Here is a 17,693-nt window from a genome sequence, read left to right as displayed (position 1 = left end):
CTTACTCGGCCGAGGTCTCGGCGGTGTCGTCGGCCGGAGCGTCGGCTGCGGGAGCCTCGGCCTTCTTCTCGGCCTTGGGCTTGACGACCGACTTCTTGCCGGCCTCAGCCTCGAAAGCGGCCTTGGGCTCGCGCACCTTGACGGTGGACACGGCGTCCTTGTCGCCCTTGAACTTGCCCCAGTCGCCCGTGAGCTTGAGGATCGCAGCAACCTGCTCGGTGGGCTGAGCGCCGACCGAGAGCCAGTACTGCGCGCGGTCCGAGTCGACCTCGATGAACGAGGGCTCCTCGGTGGGGTGGTACTTACCGATCTCCTCGATCACGCGGCCGTCGCGCTTGGTGCGCGAGTCGGCGACGACGATGCGGTAGTAGGGCGCACGGATCTTACCGAGACGCTTGAGACGGATCTTGACAGCCACGAATTTTCTCCTGGATGGTGAAAAGCGAACGAACCGATCGCCTGGAGCGTGGGGTGCACACCCGGCGGAAGCTCAAAAAGGCGGGCCGACACTGGATAGAGGGTCGAGTGCCTGGTCCGACCCTCTATTCTGCCAGATGACACGGCGAGGCGCGAAACAGAACGTCGCGCGTGTCCCGTGTCAGACTGACCGAATGACGCTGCAGTTCGCTTCCTCGACGCGCTCGTCCGTGGGGCTGGAGTGGGAGCTGATGCTCGCCGACCGCGACACGGGCGATCTCGTTCCCCGAGCCCCCGAGATCCTGGAGCTCGTCGAGGAGCGCACCGCGCTCGAACGCTTCACGGTGACGGGCGAACTGCTCACCAACACCGTCGAGGTGACGAGTGGCGTCGGGGACACGGTCGCCGCCGCCGTCGACGACATCGGCGACGCCATCTGTGCGCTGCGCGAAGAGACAGAGCCGCGTGGCATCGAGCTGCTCTGCGCCGGCAGCCACCCCTTCGCTCAGTGGTACGACCAGCAGGTCACCGACAAGACGAGGTACCACACCCTCATCGAGCGGACCCAGTGGTGGGGCCGCAACATGATGATCTGGGGCGTGCACGTCCACGTCGGCGTCGACAGCGTGGACAAGGTGCTACCGATCGTGAACGCCCTGACCGTCTATCTGCCTCACCTGCAGGCGCTCTCGGCATCCAGTCCCTTCTGGGCCGGTGAGCGGACCGGATACGTCTCCAACCGCTCCCTCGTCTTCCAGCAACTGCCGACGGCGGGGCTCCCCTGGCAGCTGGAGACGTGGGACCAGTTCGAGGCCTATCTCGACGACATGGTCCGCACGGGCGTGATGGCGGATGCCACCGAGGTGCGGTGGGACATCCGTCCGGCCCCGCGCTGGGGCACCGTTGAGATCCGCGCGTGCGACGGCATGTCCACTCTTCCCGAGCTGGCCGCGGTGGCCGCTCTCGCCCAGACCCTCGTGGAACACTTCTCCCGACTCATCGACGAGGGCAAGAAGCTCCCCGGGATCTCCCCGTGGTTCGCCCGCGAGAACAAGTGGCGTTCCGCGCGATACGGGCTCGACGCGCGGGTCATCGTCGACCGGGACGGCACGCAACGACCGGTGGTGGAGCACTTGCGGGAGACGTTGGAGGAGCTCGCCGACATCGCCGTCGAGCTGAAGTGCGCGCGGGAATTCGCGGGCCTCGAGACGATCCTCGCGACCGGCGGCAGTTCCGCGCGGCAGCTCGCCGTGGCCGAAGCCGCCGACGGCGATCTGCGCGAGGTCGTGCAGCATCTCATCCGGGAGTTCCGCGCGGGCCCGACGCTGCGAGAGCATCTGGCGGCGCTCCGCGCGTGACCGATCCGGCGATCGGGCGCTCGGCGGATTCTCATGGCCGCGCCTCTAGGATCGCGCCATGACCCCCGTTCGTTCCCGCTCGGCTCGCTCCGTGGCCGTGCTCCTCGCGGGTCTGGTCGCGACCTTGACCGCGTGCGCGCCCGAACCGGCCGCGCCGCAGCCCGAACTGACCTTCGGCGTCGAGTCTCCTGCTGCCGCTCCGGCCACCACCACTCCCCCGCGCCTGCGCGTGGTCACGGTGGGCGACTCGCTCATGTCGGGTGCGGGATTGGCCATCGGTGAGGCATGGCCCGATCTCATGGCATCCCGAGCCCACCTCGCGCTGACGAACCTCGCCTGCGGAGGGATGGGATTCGTCGTCGAGGGTGAGTGCGGAACCGCCTATGCGGGCTTCGCGCCCGCCGTCGCTGCCCTGCAGCCGGATCTGCTCATCGTGGAGTCGTCGAGTAACGACTTCTGGCAGGACCCCGACGAGATCCGCGCGGACACGACCGCCACGGTGGACGAGCTCCACCAAGCCGTGCCCACCGCACGCATCGTCGGTTTGAGCACGATCTGGAACGACGAGTCCGACATCCCGGACGACAACGCGGTCACGTCCGACGCGCTCCACGATGCGATCGACGCGGTCGGCGGAACGTACATCGACATCGGCCAGCCCCTGCTCGGACACCCCGAGTGGCTGCAGGACGACGACGTGCACCCGACGGCTCGCGGCCAGAAGGCGATCGAGCAGACGATCGTGTCGGCCCTGCAGGACGCGGACGTCCTGCCCTGAGGCCGACCGAGACGCTCCGTCGACGTCAGCCGCGGCCGAGCATCTTCTGCAGTTCGGCGAGGTCCGCCTCCGTCGGCGCCTTCTGACCGCCCAGCCCGAAGCCCGAGCCGGTCGGAGCCGTGGATGCCGCGATCCCGGCGTTCTCGGCCGCGCGCTTGGCCGGGTTGCCCGAGCGCGACCCCTTCGCCTTCTGCTGCTTGCCGCGCTTCGACGAGGCGCCGGGCTTGCCGCCGACGGGGCCCATGCCGGGGATGTTGGGCACTCCACCGCGAGCGACGGTCTTCATCATCTTGGCGGCCTGCTCGAAGCGCTGGACGAGCTGGTTGACGTCGGTGACGGTCATGCCGGAACCGCGCGCGATGCGCAGACGGCGCGAGCCGTTGAGGACCTTCGGGTTGCGACGCTCGCCCGGGGTCATCGAGCGGATGATGGCCTCGGTGCGGTCGATCTCGCGCTCGTCGAAGTCCTCGAGCTGCTGCTTCATGTTTCCCATGCCCGGGAGCATCCCGAGCATCTTCTTCATGGAGCCCATCTTCTTCATCTGCTGCATCTGCTCGAGGAAGTCCTCGAGCGTGAACGTCTCGGTCGCGAGCTTCTCGGCGACCTTCATCGCCTCGGCCTCGTCGAACGCGTTCTGCGCCTGCTCGATCAGGGTGAGGATGTCACCGAGGTCGAGGATGCGGGATGCCATGCGGTCGGGGTGGAACGGCTCGACATCGTCGAGTCCTTCACCCGTCGAGGCGAAGATGATGGGGCGACCGGTAACGGACGCGACCGACAGCGCGGCACCACCGCGGGCATCGCCATCGAGCTTGGAGAGCACGACGCCGGTGAAATCGACGCCGTCCTGGAAGGCCTTGGCCGTGTTCACGGCATCCTGACCGATCATCGCGTCGATGACGAAGAGCACCTCATCGGGCTCGGTCGCCTTGCGGATGTCGGACGCCTGCTTCATCAGCTCGGCGTCGACGCCGAGCCGGCCGGCCGTGTCGATGATGACGATGTCGTGTTGCTGGCGCGTGGCGTAGGCGACGCCGTCGCGCGCGACCTTCACCGGGTCGCCGACGCCGTTGCCGGGCTCCGGAGCGTAGATCGCGGCCCCCGCGCGCTCCGCGACGACCTGCAGCTGGTTCACGGCGTTCGGTCGCTGGAGGTCGCAGGCGACGAGGAGCGGCGTGTGGCCGTCCTTCTCGAGCATCTTCGCGAGCTTGCCGGCGAAGGTCGTCTTACCCGAACCCTGGAGCCCCGCGAGCATGATGACCGTGGGCGGGTTCTTCGCGAACTGCAGACGGCGCTGCTGGCCGCCCAGGATGCCGATGAGCTCGTCGTTGACGATCTGCACGACCTGCTGCGCGGGGTTCAGCGCACGGTTGACCTCGTCGCCGAGGGCGCGCTCGCGGACGGCCGCGGTGAACTCCTTGACCACGGGCAGCGCGACGTCGGCGTCGAGGAGGGCACGGCGGATCTCGCGCACCGTCCCGTCGACGTCTGCGGGCGTGAGCTGGCCCTTCTTCCGGAGATTGCGGAAGGTCTCTGTGAGCCGGTCGGAGAGGGTGCCGAAAGTCGCCATGATGAGTCGAGTTTACGCGGGGCGCGGGAACCGTGCCGCTCCGGCGAGGCGGTCAGGCCTCGGCGAGGGCTTCGGCGAGCGTGTCGGGAAGCGACCGACCCGCCGCGGTGCGGTCGGCCCAGGCCCAGACAGAAGCCAGGACCGCCGCCGACAGCGCTCCCGCCTTCACCTGAGCGACGAGCGGCGCCGCGCCGTCGCGGACCAGGCGCGCCGCTATCTCGCGCTGCAGCTGGAACTGGCGCACCGCGCGGTCGCGGTCGAGTTCGGCGGCGATCCCCATGGCATCCGCGTTCGTGATCGCGAGGGCGAGCGCATCGGGGGTCAATCCCTCGCCGATCGACGTGAGCGCCTCGCTCGTGCCGACGCCGTCGCGCAAGAGGGCGACGCCACGCGCCGACTGCTCGTCGAACCCCGACCACAGCACGTCGCTCTTGGCCGAGAAGTAGTTGAAGAAGCTGGAACGGCTCACGCCGGCGCGGCGCGTGATGTCGGATACCGATGTCGCCTCGTATCCGCGCTCGAGGAACAGCTCGCACGCCGCCTCGGCGAGGACCTCGCGTGACGAGGCGCGAGGGCGTCCACTGCGGCTCGGCGAGGTCATGCCGCCAGCCTAGAAGACGGGGCCGCGTGTATTGTTAGACGCAATCCAACAACGGCGGGAGCCGAGATGCTCGACATCGACCACGTGGGGTTCGCCCCCGACTACGTGCCCTACCTCGACGGCTGGGCGCAGCAACGGCGCGTCCACGCGGACGTGGTCGCCGGGCGTCGCCCCGACACGCTGCTCCTCCTCGAACACGAAGCCGTGTACACCGCGGGCAAGCGCACCGAGGATCACGAACGGCCCGACGACGGGACGCCGGTCATCGACGTCGACCGCGGGGGAAAGATCACCTGGCACGGTCCGGGCCAACTCGTCGGCTACCCGATCGTGCGTCTGCCCGAGCCGGTGGACGTCGTCGCGCACGTGCGCCGCCTCGAGTCGCTGATCATCGCCGCTCTCGCCCCGATCGGCGTCGACGGCATCCGCGTGGAGGGCCGCAGCGGCGTCTGGGTGCAGCGCCCGCTCGGCCTCGACAAGGTCGCGGCGATCGGAGTCCGCGTCGAAAGAGGAGTGACCATGCACGGCTTCGCCGTCAACTGCGACAACTCGTTGGCCGCCTTCCGGCGGATCGTCCCGTGCGGGATCTCGGATGCCGGCGTGACGACAGTGAGCGAGGTGATCGGAGCAGACGTCTCCCCCGGCGACCTCGTGCCCCGCATCGTCGACGTCTTCCACTCCGAGTACGCGGGGGTGGCGGCATGAGCACCTGTGGCACCGGAACGGCCGGAGTCCCGGCATCCACCGCTCCGAACGGACGGAAGCTGCTGCGCCTCGAAGTGCGCAACGCCGAGACGCCGATCGAGCGCAAGCCCGAGTGGATCAAGACCAAGGCCAAGATGGGGCCCGAATACACGGCGCTGCAGAACCTCGTGAAGACCGAGGAGCTTCACACCGTCTGCCAGGAGGCCGGATGCCCCAACATCTTCGAGTGCTGGGAGGACCGCGAGGCCACCTTCCTCATCGGGGGCTCGCAGTGCACCCGTCGGTGCGACTTCTGCCAGATCGACACCGGCAAACCCGCGGATTACGACACCGACGAGCCGCGTCGCGTGGCCGAGAGCGTGACCCGGATGCAACTGCGGTACGCCACGGTCACGGGCGTCGCCCGCGACGACCTACCGGATGAGGGCGCGTGGCTCCACGCCGAGACGGTGCGGCGCATCCACGCCGAGAACCCCGGCACCGGCGTCGAGATCCTCGCGACGGACTTCTCGGGGAACCCCGCACTCCTCGAGGAGGTCTTCTCCTCACGGCCCGAGGTCTTCGCACACAACGTCGAGACGGTGCCGCGCATCTTCAAGCGCATCCGTCCCGCCTTCCGCTACGAGCGCTCCCTGGGCGTGCTGACCGCGGCGCGCGACGCCGGGCTCATCACGAAGTCGAACCTGATCCTCGGGATGGGCGAGGAGCCCGAAGAGGTGGTGCAGGCACTGAACGACCTGCACGAGGCCGGGACCGACATCATCACCATCACCCAGTACCTGCGCCCGACCCCGCGCCACCTCCCCGTGCAGCGGTGGGTCAAGCCCGCCGAGTTCGTCGCCTTCAAGGAGGAGGCGGAACGCATCGGTTTCCTCGGCGTTCTCGCGGGGCCCCTCGTGCGTTCGTCCTACCGCGCCGGGCGGCTGTGGGCGCAGTCCATGGTGTCGAAGGGGCGCGAGATTCCGCCGCACCTCGCTCACCTCGCGAAGGACATCGCGGCAGACGGCGTGGACTTCGCTCAAGCAGTGTGACGTGCGGTGCGGAGGCTACGCCTTCTCGCGCCGTGAGGGAAGGGAACCCCGTGGTCACCCGCGGGGTCTACCGTGTCGCCGGGTCGACCGACCCACCTCGACATCACCCTTGCGAACGGAGCTGCGGTGGATCTCGCCGTCGTCCTGCCCGTCCTTCTCGTCATCGCCCTGGCGATCTTCTTCGACTTCACCAACGGCTTCCATGACACCGCCAACGCCATGGCCACCTCGGTCGCCACAGGCGCTTTGCAGCCCAGAGTCGCCGTCCTCATCTCCGCTGTCCTGAACCTCGTCGGCGCGTTCCTGTCGACGGCTGTCGCGAAGACGGTGTCGGAGGGCATCCTCGCCCAGGACGACCGGGGTCTTTCGCAGATCACGGTTCCGATGATCTTCGCCGGCCTCATGGGCGCCGTTGTCTGGAACCTGCTCACCTGGTGGCTCGGCCTCCCGTCCAGCTCGACGCACGCGCTCTTCGGGGGCCTCATCGGCGCCGCCGTGATCGGCGCCGGCTTCCAAGCGGTGGAGTGGGGCGGAGTGCTGTCCAAGATCGTGCTGCCCGCCCTGCTGTCACCGTTCATCGCCGGCACGGTGGCGCTCGCTGCGACCTACCTCGTCTACCGCATCACGAGAATGGCGACAGTGGCCGGATCCACGACCGCATTCCGCCACGGCCAGACCATCTCCGCCTCCCTCGTCTCACTCGCCCACGGCACGAACGATGCCCAGAAGACGATGGGCGTGATCACGCTCACCCTGATCGTCGCCGGAGCGCAGGAGGCCGGCACCGGTCCGCAGCTGTGGGTGATCCTCAGCGCGGGCGGCGCCATCGCGCTCGGCACCTACCTCGGCGGATGGCGCATCATGCGGACGGTCGGGAAGCGGATCACCGACGTGAAGCCACCCCAGGGCTTCGCGGCGGAAACGAGCGCGGCCTCGACGATCCTCATCTCCTCGACCCTCGGCTTCCCGCTGTCGACCACGCAGGTGACCTCGGGAGCCGTGATCGGCTCGGGCCTCGGCAAGCGCCTCGCCTCCGTGCACTGGAACGTTGTGACGCGCATCGCTTTCGCCTGGGTGGTGACGCTGCCCGCCGCCGCCATCGTGGGCGGGGGCGCCGCGTGGGCGGCATCCACGGGCCTTGCCGGACTGATGATCGTGCTGATCCTCGGCCTCGCGGCGTGCGCGGGCCTGTTCGTGCTCGCGCGTCGACGTCCCGTGTCCGCGAACAACGTCAACGATGAGTCCGTGAGCGCCGACGCGCTCGGCCGGCGTCAGCCCGAAGGAGAACGAGCATGAACGAATGGCTCAGCGACGAGGGAGGAGCCATCCTCCTCGTCTTCCTCGTCGGACTAGGTGTCACACTCCTGATCGTCGGGCTTTTCGCCCTCGGCATCCGGTTGCTGGCGGTGGGTGCGCCCGACCTGAGGGTGGCGGCCGGAGAGGATCCGGAGGGCCCGACCGCTGTCGCGTTCCCGCGTGAGCGCCGGCGTCCCCTGCCCGCCACCGTCGCGGGCCTCGCCTGCTTCGCCGGAGTCGCGGCGGCGGTGATCTACGGGGTCTACCTCGTGATCCCCGCGTTCCACGGATCTTGAGCGTCGATCAGACCGGCCAGATGTAGGGCAGGTCGTCGGGGACGTCGCCGAAGCGGGGCACGTAGAACGCCGCGTCCTTGCGCACCAGGTTCGAGCGGTGCGCGAGGTGGAACGACTCGTCGGCGAGCCACGGCGGGAGGTCGAGGTCAGCTTGTCGCGCGCCGTCGACCTCCGGAGCGAAGGCGAGGATCTTCTCGCGCACGGTGTCCGAATGCCCTCGTCCGATCCATTCGTCGGTCATGACGAGGCCATAGGACACCAGTGCCGGCAGGTGTTCAGCCCACATTCTGGCGGCCGGGTGGTTGCGGAACCCGTGGCCGGGGACGGTCAGAGCCCGCAGCAGCTGGAAGGTTTCGACGCGCTGCTTACCCAGACGCTTCGTGTCGAGGACGAGGGCCGACTCGACGAAAGATGCATACGGGAGGAACGTCTGCACGAGGTCAGTCAGCGCTCGTAACCGACTGCACCGAGCCGTCGGACGCGAGGTTCACCAGCAGCACGTCGTCCGTGGCATCCGGATCGAGGGCGTACTCGAGAACCGCGAACGGATCGGTCCCACCGTGCTCATCCGCGAGGATCGTCACGCTCATCAACTGCATCGACTTGATCACATCGATGTGCGTATCGCCGGACGGGTCGATGAGCAGATCGTCGATCTCCTCGCCGAGCGTCGCCTGCTGCTGGAGGATGTACTCGGTGACCTCGCTGGTGCGGGAGTCCAGCTCACCCACCATGGCGTTGCGCGCAGCCAGGTCGATGGCTTCGAGCGCCGAGATCATGGCGGCCGCGACATCGAGGGCCTCGACGGACACGTCATCCTGGTCGGGGGCCGTGAGATCGACGGTCACACTCTGATCGCCGAACTCGACGTTCTCCGACCAGAAGATCGACCCGTCGGGCCCGGACTCGAGGAGTCCGAAGAAATCGTGCTCGATCGCCATACCCCCATGAAACCAGGCGGCACGCGCTTCGGGAAGGCGACCCGCCCGGGTCAGTCGACGAGCGATGCGGCGAAAACGTGCGGCGTGAAACCGGTGAGGTCGTTGATGCCCTCACCCTGGCCGAGCAGCTTGACCGGAATGCCCGTGCGTTCCTGCACGGCCAGCACGAACCCGCCCTTCGCCGAGCCGTCGAGCTTGGTCAGCACGAGACCGGTGACCCCGGCGCTGTCGAGGAACGCCTGGGCCTGCATGAGCCCGTTCTGGCCGGTGGTGGCATCGAGCACGAGGAGCACCTCGGCGATCGGCGCCTGCTTCTCGATCACCCGCTTGATCTTGCCGAGCTCGTCCATGAGCCCGCCCTTGGTGTGCAGACGGCCGGCGGTGTCGACGAGGACGATCTCAGTCCCCGTCTCTTTCGCGTGCGCGACCGTCTGGAAAGCGACGGATGCCGGATCCTGACCCTCGTGCTGCGGACGCACGATCGCGGCTCCCCCGCGCTCCGCCCAGGTCGCGAGCTGGTCGACCGCCGCGGCACGGAAGGTGTCGGCCGCTCCGACGACGACGCTGCGACCGTACCGCTGCAGGAACTTCGCGAACTTACCGATGGTCGTCGTCTTGCCCACACCGTTCACGCCGACGACGAGGACGACGGCCGGACGCTCGGTGAGCCGCAGGGTCGTGTCGAACTTCGCGAAATGCTCCTCCAGCGTCTCCTTCAGCATGCGCTGCAGGTCGCGCGGGTCGGTCGTGCGGAAGCGCTCGACCTTCTCGCGCAGCTCGTCGACGAGGCGCTCGGTCACGTCGGGTCCGAAGTCGGCCGTCAGGAGGGCCGTCTCGAGGTCTTCCCACGTCGTCTCGTCGATCGTGGGTTTGACGAACAGGCCGCGCAGCGCGCGCCCGAGCGACCAGGAGTTCTCAGCCATTGCTTCAGCTTACGGGGGCGGCTTCGCGTGCGGCCGCTGCCCGATCGCCGATGCGCTGACCGACGACCGCCGAGACCCCGTCCTGTCGCATCGACACGCCGTAGAGCGCGTCAGCGATCTCCATCGTGCGCTTCTGATGTGTGATGACGATCAACTGACTGCTCGAGCGCAGCTTCTCGAAGACCCCGAGGAGCCGTCCGAGGTTGGCGTCGTCGAGGGCTGCCTCGACCTCGTCCAGGATGTAGAACGGGCTCGGCCGGGCTGTGAAGATCGACGTCAGGAAGGCGACGGCCGCGAGCGAGCGCTCCCCGCCCGACAGGAGCGAGAGCCGTTCGATCTTCTTCCCCACCGGGCGGACGGAGACCTCGATCCCCGTCGTCAGCGGGTGCTCCGGATCGGTGAGCGAGATGCTCCCCGATCCGCCCGGGAACAGGATGGGGAAGATCTCGGTGAACGCGGCGCGGGTGTCTTCGAACGCGGCGACGAAGATCGTCTGCATCCGCTCGTCGAGCTCGGCGATGATCGTCTGAAGGTCCGCGCGCGTCTGCTGCAGATCGGCGAGCTGCTCGGTGAGGAATGCGTGGCGTTGCTCGAGAGCGGCGAACTCCTCGAGGGCGAGCGGATTGACGCGGCCGAGTTGGCCGAGCTTCCGCTCCGCCTCCTGCAGCCGGCGCTTCTGCCCGGCCCGGTCGAAAGCAACGCCCTCGCCGTCAGAGTCCCCCGGAACCAGCTGGTCGGGACCATATTCCGAAACGAGAATGTCTTCGTCGAGGGCGAGCTCGGACTGGACGCGCTCCAGCAGACTCGTGACGTGCAGTCGCTTCTCGTGCATCTGGAGTTCGAGCCCGTGAACGCTCTCCGTGAGACGCGCGAGCCGCTCGCGCACGTCCGCCTCTTCGGCGCGCGCGCGGGCCAGATCCGCCGAGACCGCGGTGCGGGTCGCCTCTGCCGCGGCGAGTTCCACACGGGCGTGGCTCACGGAACGGTCGACCGAGTCGAGGAGCGCGGGGAGCTGAGCCGCGACCTCGGCCGCGATCTCGCGCTGCGCGCGACGGATCACCGCGCGGCGCGCGGCCTCCTCGGCGGCCGCGCGCTCGCGCTCCCGCTGGTTCTCGAGCTGGACGATGCGCGCCTCACCCGCACGCACCCGCTCCTTCAGCGTCTCGATGTCGAGGCGCGCGCGCATCTCCGTCTCTCGCGCCGCCTCGAGCTCGGCGACCATTCCGTCTCGCGCGGATGCGTCCAGGATCGGTCGCGGGGCCTCGAGGGCTCGGGCCAGAGCGGCTTCGGCTGCGGCGGCCGCATCCTCGGCCTCCGCGACCGCGGCGGAGGCCTGCGCGAGGCCCGCCTCCAGGCGCTCGCACTCCGCGACCGCCGCCTCGTGCCGCACGGTGACGCGATTCACCTTCTCGGCCTGCGCCGCCAGCGCGGCGTCGTGCGCGCGGAGCGTGGCGAGCGAGTCTTTCGTTCGCTGTCGCGCGTCGGAGAGCGCCCGTTGAGCGTCGCTCAGCGCTTCGCGCAGCGAATCCGCGACGACGACGATCTCGGCGAGTCGTTCGGCAGCGGCATCGCGCTCCGCGGCGAGTTCCAGCCGCGAACGTCCGGCGCCCGAGCCCGCTCGCAGCGTGTGAACGGTCAGGACCTCGCCGGCACGCGTGACGAGGGTCGTGCGGTCGTCGAGGGACGCAAGGGCCGCCCGCGCGGCATCCAGGTCGTCGATGACGACGACCCGGGCCAGGATGCCGAGGATCCCCGGCGGTGCGGTCACCACGTCCACCGCTCGAACGCCCCCCGCCGGAACGCTCACCGCGGGGGTGTCGACCGATGCGTCGGCGAGGGCGATCTCGACCACGCCGAGGTCGTCCTCGGCGGCGACGCGGGCCGTCGCGAACGCCGCGGCGGAATCGTCGACGAGCACACCCTCGGCGAGCGAGCCCAAGGCGGCCGCCACGGCCGCCTCGTAACCCGACGTCACCTTGACGCTGTCGCCCACCAGTCCACGTACCCCCGGCTGACCCGAGGCGACGAGGTCGGCGGCGGCATTGCGCACGTCCAGCGCGCGACCCAGCGCGGTGGTCTGCGCGGACAGGGCGTCACGCTCGCGTTCCGCGGCGTGTAGGCGCTCGCGCAACTGCGCCACTGCCGCCTCCGCGTCGTTCGCATCGCGCTGAGCACGCTCGTAGGCCGCCGCGTGCTCCGCGGAATCCGCTTCGGGCGCGATCGTCGGATCCAGAGCGGCGAGGGCCTCCTCGGCCTCCGCCCGGCGGACCAGCGCGGCGTCCAGGGCACGCTGTTGGCGCTCGACGCCCGCAAGCACGGCGTCCCTCGTCGATGCGGCGGAGGCTGCCGCCCCCCGCAGCGCCGTGAGCCTCATGTCGTGCTCCGAGACGAGCGCGCTCTGTGCGGCGATGTCGACGTCGAGGGCGTCGAGATCAGCTCGGGCCCGCGCCACCGCTCGGGCGGCATCCGCGGCAGCATCTTGCGCGTCCCCCAGGCCGGCGGAGATGTCGTCGATCTCGCTCCGGACGTCATCGATCGTCGACTGCGACACGGTGGGCGAGAACGCACCCGCGTCGCGGTCGTCGTCGGAGAGCAGGGCGAGGCGTTGGCCCGCGAGCGTGTACAACCCACGGAGACGCTCCTGCACCTGCTCGAGCGCGAACGCCACGCGACGGGCCTGGTCGACCGCCTCGGAACGCTGCTCTTCTTCCAGCCGTTCGACGCGATGACGCAAGCCCTCCGCCTGCTCCTGCAGGACCAGACGCTCGGTGTGCCGTTCGGTCTCGGCCCGCGCGGCATCCGCGAGCTGACTGCGAAGGCGCACCAGGTCGTCCGCGAACAGGCGGGCCTTCGCGTCTCGCACGACGGCGGCGATCGTGGCCGCCTCTCGGGCGATCTCGGCCTGTTTCCCGAGCGGCTTCAACTGCCGGCGGAGCTCCCCGGCGAGATCGCTGAGACGCGTGAGGTTCGTCTCCATCGCCTCGAGCTTGCGGACGGTCTTCTCTTTGCGGCGGCGATGCTTGAGGATCCCCGCCGCCTCCTCGATGAAGCCCCGACGATCCTCGGCAGTGGCTTGCAGAACCGTGTCGAGGCGCCCCTGACCGATGATCACGTGCATCTCGCGGCCGAGACCCGAGTCGCTCAGCAGCTCCTGGACGTCGAGGAGGCGACTCGTCTGACCGTTGATCGCGTACTCGCTGGCGCCGGTGCGGAACAGCGTCCGGCTGATCGTCACCTCGCTGTAGTCGATCGGGAGGGCGCCGTCGGAGTTGTCGATCGTCAGCTGCACCTCGGCGCGCCCCAGCGGGCCCCGTGTCGAGGTGCCGGCGAAGATGACGTCCTCCATCTTTCCGCCGCGGAGCGTCTTCGCCCCCTGCTCCCCCATGACCCAGGCGAGAGCGTCGACGACATTGGACTTGCCGGATCCGTTCGGACCGACGATGCAGGTGACACCGGGCTCGAGCGCGAACGTCGTCGACTGCGCGAACGACTTGAAGCCCTTGAGCGTCACGCTTTTCAAGTGCATGTCGCCGCGCCTCCCGTCTGATCGTCGACGCCTCACGCTACCGGAGAACCCGCGGAATTCCGGGGCGGCGAGCCGCTCGCTCCCCGAGGACGCGCCCGGGATCCCACGGAATCTGAGCGCGAGCTTGACATTCGCTGACAGCCTTCGCTAGCGTCGGGGGTCGCAACCGACGACGAAAGGAGGTCCTCCCATGATTCGCAACACCACCGGCTTCACCGCCACCGGCTTCACCGCCGCTCCCGTGCTGTCCGCATCCTTTGCCGGAGTGACCACCTTCGTCGGAATGCCCGTCTTCCTGGGCTGACCCGTCGCGTCGAGACGCCTGCCGTCTCCGCTTCTCGCGCCGCATCCGTCGGATGCCGAGCGTCAAGGATCGTTCGATCCCTCGCGAGCACCGCTCGCCGTCTCCTTTCTTCACCTCTTTTCACCGGAGCCTCCGCATGAGCACTCTGCCCACGCGCGCGCCGCAGCACACCGCGGCCACGCCCACCGTCTCTCTTCCCACGATCGTCGACCGACCTGTCGGTCTCCTCGACCGTCTCACCCTGCGCCTCGGCCTGTGGCTGTTGACGCGCCACGCGGCTCGCGTGCACGTCATCGAGCTGCGCACGACGAGCGCGCACCGCGCTCGGGTGCAGTACGCCGAACGGAGCCAGCGTGAACGCGACTGGTACCGGACGGCGTCACTGATGCGTCCGACCATCTGAATGGTGTGCGCCGCCCCGCGCGGGCGGCGCACACCGTCCCATCCCCTCACGAAAGACACCTGATGACTTCGCTCCCCGACGGCGTCGAGTTCCGACGCCTGCACATCCCCGCCTCCATCGACGACGATGACGCCGCGGACTTCCGCGAAATGACCCGCGTGCGCAACCTCGTGTACGCCGAGATCTCGGGTCACGACGATCACTCCATGCCGGCGGACGAGCTTCTGCCGAACTTCCAGCCTGACCCCGCGCAGGTGCGTCTCTCGTGGCTCGTGCTTCTCGACGGCGAGGCGGTGGGTCGTATCGGTCTCGACCTCCCCCAGGAAGACGGGGCCCGTTCGGGCTACTGGCTCGTCGAGCTTCTTCGATCGGTCTGGGGACGCGGCATCGGTCGCGCCGGCTACGCGCTCGTGGAACAGACCGCTCGAGAGCACGGTCGAACCGTGCTCCAGTCCTGGGCGGAACACCCCGCCGCCGACGGGCCTCACCTCGAGGCTCCCACCGGCTTCGGTTCGGTGCCGCACGATCACATCGCGCGGTACTTCCTGGCATCCGGGCACGCTCTGGAACAGGTCGAACGCAACAGCGCTCTCGACCTGACGACCGCGGAGCCCCGCCTTCGCGCGCTCCTCGCCGAAGCCGAGTCGGCCTCCGCCGGATACCGGATCGTGCAGTGGGTCCTGCCGACCCCCGACGAATTCGTCGACGGAATGGCCCTCATGAAAGAACGAATGGTGACCGACGCGCCTGCGGCGGGCCTCGAGTTCGACGAGGAGAAGTGGGATGCCGAGCGCGTCCGCCGCTACGAGCGCACCTACCTCGATGCGGGGCGTCTGCTGCTGATTACGGCCGCGCAACACATCGACAGCGGGGACCTCGTGGCCTTCAACGAGCTCGCGATCGGTAAGGACCGCACGGCCGCCACCTCTCAGCACGACACCCTCGTCGTGAGCGCGCACCGCGGGCACCGCCTGGGCATGCTCGTGAAATGCGCAGGACTGCTCGCGTGGCGCGACATCGCGCCCGCCTCGCCGCGCGTGCTCACCTACAACGCCGAAGAGAACCGCCCCATGCTCTCAATCAACGAGGCGATCGGCTTCGTGCCCGTGGCTTACGAGGGGGCGTGGAAGAAGGTGCTCGACTGACGATGGTCGATCAGCGCACGCGCTGACAGTGCGGGCAGAAGTGACTCGAACGGTTCATGAAAGACACGCGGACGATGGGACGGGCGCACCGGGGACACGGCTGACCGGTGCGCCCGTACGCGTTGAGCGAGTGCGCGAAGTAGCCGGCCTGACCGTTCACGTTCACGTACTGGGCGTCGAAGCTCGTTCCGCCCTCCGCCAGTGCCTTGTCGAGCACCGCGCGGACCTCCCCGAGCAGACGATTCACGGCCCGGGTCGGAAGAACGGATGCCGAGGTCTCGGGGTGGATGCGTGCCGCCCACAGCGACTCGTCCGCGTAGATGTTGCCGATGCCGCTCGCGACGGTCTGGTCGAGCAGCACGCGCTTGATCCCCGAGGACGTGCGCGCGAGTCGCGCCCGGAAGCGCGCGACGTCGAAAGCGGGGTCGAGCGGATCGCGCGCGATGTGCGCGACCTGCGTGGGCACGCGAGCGAGATCCGACCCCCGTCCAGCCGCCGCGCCGTCGGGAGTGTCGACGAGCTGGTCCACGGCCAGCGAACCGAACGTCCGCTGATCGGCGAACACGACCGAGAGCGGGCCGTGGACGGGGTGCTCGAGCTCGATGCGGATACGCTCATGGCGCTCCTCGGGGGCACCCGGGACCCGGAGCAGCATCTGCCCGCTCATGCCCAGGTGGGTGACGATCGCCTCGTCGCCGGAGAACGGCATCCAGAGGAACTTGCCCCGCCGGACGGCGGCGCTGATCCGCTGCCCGGTGAGCGCCGCCTCGAAGTGCGCCGCTCCGCCGGTGTGACGGGTGAGCGCTCGTTCGTCGCGAACGTCGACCGACGCGATGAGCGCGCCGGTGACGGCGGGTTCGAGACCGGCGCGGACGACCTCGACCTCGGGAAGCTCAGGCACGCGCGTCGAGCTCGCGCCAGGCCGTGAGCGCCGCGGCCATCTCGGCCTGCTTCTTGCTCGACCCGGTTCCCGTGGTCACCACGTCGCCGACCGTGACGGTCGCCGTGAAGCGCCGATCGTGATCGGGGCCGGACGCTTCGACGGCGTAGGTGGGTGCGGGCAGTGAGAGGCGAGCCGCGATCTCTTGCAGGCTGGTCTTGGGGTCCATCGCCGCGCCGTAACGGGCCGGGTCGGCCATCAGGGGCTCGACGAGTCGCAGCACCATCGCCGTCGCGGCATCCGGACCGGCCGACAGATACGTGGCGCCGATGAGCGCTTCCATCGTGTCGGCGAGGATCGAGTCCTTGTCGTTGCCGCCGGTGAGGATCTCGCCCCGGCCGAGCCGGACGTGCTGCCCGAGCCCGATACCGCGAGCGACCTCGGCGAGGGCGATCGTCGAGACGACGCCGGCGCGCCGCTTGGCGAGCTGACCCTCGTCGAGATCCGGATGCCGTGTGAAAAGGCGCACGGTCACGGCCTGACCGAGCACGGAGTCGCCGAGGAACTCGAGGCGCTCGTTGTGCGGGATGCCGCCGTTCTCGTAGGCGAACGAGCGATGTGTCAGCGCGAGCGAAAGAAGCTCGGGGTCGATGTCGACCCCGAGCTTCTCGGTGAGCGCGGAGCGCTCGACGTTGTTACGCGTCACGAATCGCCGATCAGACGTCGGCGACCTTGCGGCCCTTGTACTCGAGGAAGAGCTCGGTGCCCTGCGAGTCGGTGACGACCTTCGCCTGGTGGGGGCGGCTGTAGACGACCTTGCCGTTCTCGATGGTCTTGACGAGCGCGGGGGCTTCGGCCTTCCACTGCGCGCGACGCGAACGGGTGTTGGAGCGGGAGACCTTCCGCTTCGGGGGGTTACCTGCCATGTCTAGCTCTTCTCTGTCTTGGGGGCGGCGCGGAGCGCATCGCCGTCGTCTGGGGTGTACTGCTGGAGCGCAGCCCATCGAGGATCAACGGACGACTGCTCCGTGTCGCCGGGGCTTTCCGTCAGCTTCTCGCCCGTGACCGGGTCGAGCCCGAGGCAATCCGGCTGACACACCGGCTGGAACGGAAGCGACAGGACAATGGCATCCCGGACCAGATTTTCAAGATCCACGTGGTCGTCTTGAACGTCGAAGTCACTCGCTTCATCCCCAGGATACGCGAAAAGTTCCTGGAACTCGACTTCGACAGGCTCCTCGATGTCGATCAGGCAGCGTCCGCAGACCCCGGTGGCGGTGGTGTCGACGGTTCCCGACACGAGGATTCCCTCGTGGACCGACTCGAGACGCACCTCGAGCTCGAGCGGCTCCGCCTCGGGAACGGAGACGAGACCCTCGCCCCATTTCTCGGGCGCGGGGATCTCGAGGCTGTGCTCGCGCATCTCGCCCGGCTTGTGCTCGATGTCGCGCACGGGGAGCTGGAAAGGTCCGGGGCGGTGGGTTCTCACGGGGGTCCATGCTACCCGGGCGCCCCCGGG

Annotated in this window: 19 protein-coding genes; 8 read left to right on the top strand and 11 right to left on the bottom strand. The window is 68.9% G+C overall.

Going from position 1 to position 17,693, the window contains the following annotated elements:
- Position 1: 1 nt before the first annotated feature.
- Complete coding sequence (gene rpsP, locus QE388_RS14745; protein ID WP_307386059.1) at positions 2-418, bottom strand: 30S ribosomal protein S16; 417 nt, start codon at positions 416-418, stop codon at positions 2-4.
- A gap of 193 nt (positions 419-611) precedes the next feature.
- On the opposite strand from rpsP, the gene QE388_RS14740 reads away from it, so the two are divergent.
- Together QE388_RS14740 and QE388_RS14735 are read left to right on the top strand one after the other, a co-directional pair.
- The gene (locus QE388_RS14740; protein WP_307386057.1) at positions 612-1,775 is read left to right on the top strand and encodes a glutamate--cysteine ligase; all 1,164 of its coding nucleotides are present in this window, start codon (positions 612-614) and stop codon (positions 1,773-1,775) included.
- 58 nt (positions 1,776-1,833) lie between these two features.
- On the top strand, positions 1,834-2,553 hold the full coding sequence (locus QE388_RS14735) for an SGNH/GDSL hydrolase family protein (RefSeq protein WP_275798134.1): 720 nt from the start codon (positions 1,834-1,836) through the stop codon (positions 2,551-2,553).
- Between the two features lie 25 nt (positions 2,554-2,578).
- Here QE388_RS14735 and ffh read toward each other — a convergent pair whose 3' ends face one another.
- Both ffh and QE388_RS14725 read right to left on the bottom strand, forming a co-directional pair.
- On the bottom strand, positions 2,579-4,123 hold the full coding sequence (ffh, locus tag QE388_RS14730; RefSeq protein ID WP_307386055.1) for a signal recognition particle protein: 1,545 nt from the start codon (positions 4,121-4,123) through the stop codon (positions 2,579-2,581).
- A 52-nt stretch (positions 4,124-4,175) separates the two neighbouring features.
- Entirely contained in the window at positions 4,176-4,724 is a 549-nt protein-coding gene (locus QE388_RS14725) for a TetR/AcrR family transcriptional regulator (RefSeq protein WP_275798138.1), read from the bottom strand.
- A gap of 66 nt (positions 4,725-4,790) precedes the next feature.
- Here QE388_RS14725 and lipB point away from each other — a divergent pair, with 66 nt between their 5' ends.
- The 4 genes from lipB to QE388_RS14705 all read left to right on the top strand — a co-directional run bounded on the left by lipB (position 4,791) and on the right by QE388_RS14705 (position 8,052).
- Positions 4,791-5,429 carry a lipoyl(octanoyl) transferase LipB gene (lipB, locus tag QE388_RS14720; protein WP_307386054.1) on the top strand — a complete coding sequence of 213 codons (639 nt, stop codon included), beginning with the start codon at positions 4,791-4,793 and terminating at the stop codon, positions 5,427-5,429.
- Entirely contained in the window at positions 5,426-6,460 is a 1,035-nt protein-coding gene (lipA, locus tag QE388_RS14715; RefSeq protein WP_307386051.1) for a lipoyl synthase, read from the top strand. Before lipB ends, lipA begins: the two co-directional genes overlap by 4 nt.
- A gap of 126 nt (positions 6,461-6,586) precedes the next feature.
- The gene (locus QE388_RS14710) at positions 6,587-7,756 is read left to right on the top strand and encodes an inorganic phosphate transporter (protein ID WP_307386049.1); all 1,170 of its coding nucleotides are present in this window, start codon (positions 6,587-6,589) and stop codon (positions 7,754-7,756) included.
- Positions 7,753-8,052, top strand: a complete 300-nt coding sequence (locus QE388_RS14705) for a hypothetical protein (RefSeq protein WP_275798146.1) — start codon at positions 7,753-7,755, stop codon at positions 8,050-8,052. Before QE388_RS14710 ends, QE388_RS14705 begins: the two co-directional genes overlap by 4 nt.
- Positions 8,053-8,059: 7 nt before the next feature.
- Here QE388_RS14705 and QE388_RS14700 read toward each other — a convergent pair whose 3' ends face one another.
- From QE388_RS14700 to smc, 4 genes are read right to left on the bottom strand one after another with little or no spacing between them, the layout of a single operon-like run.
- Positions 8,060-8,488, bottom strand: coding sequence for an MSMEG_6728 family protein (locus tag QE388_RS14700; RefSeq protein WP_275798148.1), 429 nt, complete (start codon positions 8,486-8,488; stop codon positions 8,060-8,062).
- A gap of 4 nt (positions 8,489-8,492) precedes the next feature.
- Complete coding sequence (locus tag QE388_RS14695; RefSeq protein ID WP_058596508.1) at positions 8,493-8,993, bottom strand: DUF2004 domain-containing protein; 501 nt, start codon at positions 8,991-8,993, stop codon at positions 8,493-8,495.
- A 50-nt stretch (positions 8,994-9,043) separates the two neighbouring features.
- Positions 9,044-9,916 carry a signal recognition particle-docking protein FtsY gene (gene ftsY / locus QE388_RS14690; protein WP_275798150.1) on the bottom strand — a complete coding sequence of 291 codons (873 nt, stop codon included), beginning with the start codon at positions 9,914-9,916 and terminating at the stop codon, positions 9,044-9,046.
- Positions 9,917-9,920: 4 nt separating this feature from the next.
- A complete protein-coding gene (gene smc / locus QE388_RS14685; RefSeq protein WP_307386046.1) occupies positions 9,921-13,442 on the bottom strand; it encodes a chromosome segregation protein SMC in 3,522 nt (1,173 codons plus the stop codon).
- Positions 13,443-13,882: 440 nt separating this feature from the next.
- On the opposite strand from smc, the gene QE388_RS14680 reads away from it, so the two are divergent.
- Positions 13,883-14,149: a hypothetical protein gene (locus tag QE388_RS14680; protein WP_307386044.1), complete on the top strand. Its 267-nt coding sequence runs from the start codon at positions 13,883-13,885 to the stop codon at positions 14,147-14,149.
- Between the two features lie 62 nt (positions 14,150-14,211).
- Positions 14,212-15,294, top strand: coding sequence for a GNAT family N-acetyltransferase (locus QE388_RS14675; protein WP_307386042.1), 1,083 nt, complete (start codon positions 14,212-14,214; stop codon positions 15,292-15,294).
- A 10-nt stretch (positions 15,295-15,304) separates the two neighbouring features.
- On the opposite strand, the gene mutM is transcribed toward QE388_RS14675, so the two are convergent.
- The 4 genes from mutM to QE388_RS14655 are packed head-to-tail and all read right to left on the bottom strand — an operon-like array spanning position 15,305 to position 17,597.
- On the bottom strand, positions 15,305-16,195 hold the full coding sequence (gene mutM, locus QE388_RS14670; protein ID WP_307386041.1) for a bifunctional DNA-formamidopyrimidine glycosylase/DNA-(apurinic or apyrimidinic site) lyase: 891 nt from the start codon (positions 16,193-16,195) through the stop codon (positions 15,305-15,307).
- Positions 16,188-16,880, bottom strand: a complete 693-nt coding sequence (gene rnc / locus QE388_RS14665) for a ribonuclease III (RefSeq protein WP_058614223.1) — start codon at positions 16,878-16,880, stop codon at positions 16,188-16,190. Before rnc ends, mutM begins: the two co-directional genes overlap by 8 nt.
- A gap of 10 nt (positions 16,881-16,890) precedes the next feature.
- Entirely contained in the window at positions 16,891-17,100 is a 210-nt protein-coding gene (gene rpmF, locus QE388_RS14660) for a 50S ribosomal protein L32 (protein ID WP_013586329.1), read from the bottom strand.
- A gap of 2 nt (positions 17,101-17,102) precedes the next feature.
- On the bottom strand, positions 17,103-17,597 hold the full coding sequence (locus QE388_RS14655; RefSeq protein ID WP_058596518.1) for a DUF177 domain-containing protein: 495 nt from the start codon (positions 17,595-17,597) through the stop codon (positions 17,103-17,105).
- Positions 17,598-17,693: the final 96 nt, after the last annotated feature.

Source organism: Microbacterium sp. SORGH_AS_0969 (assembly GCF_030818255.1).
In the GTDB taxonomy this organism is placed as follows: Bacteria; Actinomycetota; Actinomycetes; order Actinomycetales; family Microbacteriaceae; genus Microbacterium.
This window is presented reverse-complemented; position numbering and strand designations above follow the sequence as displayed.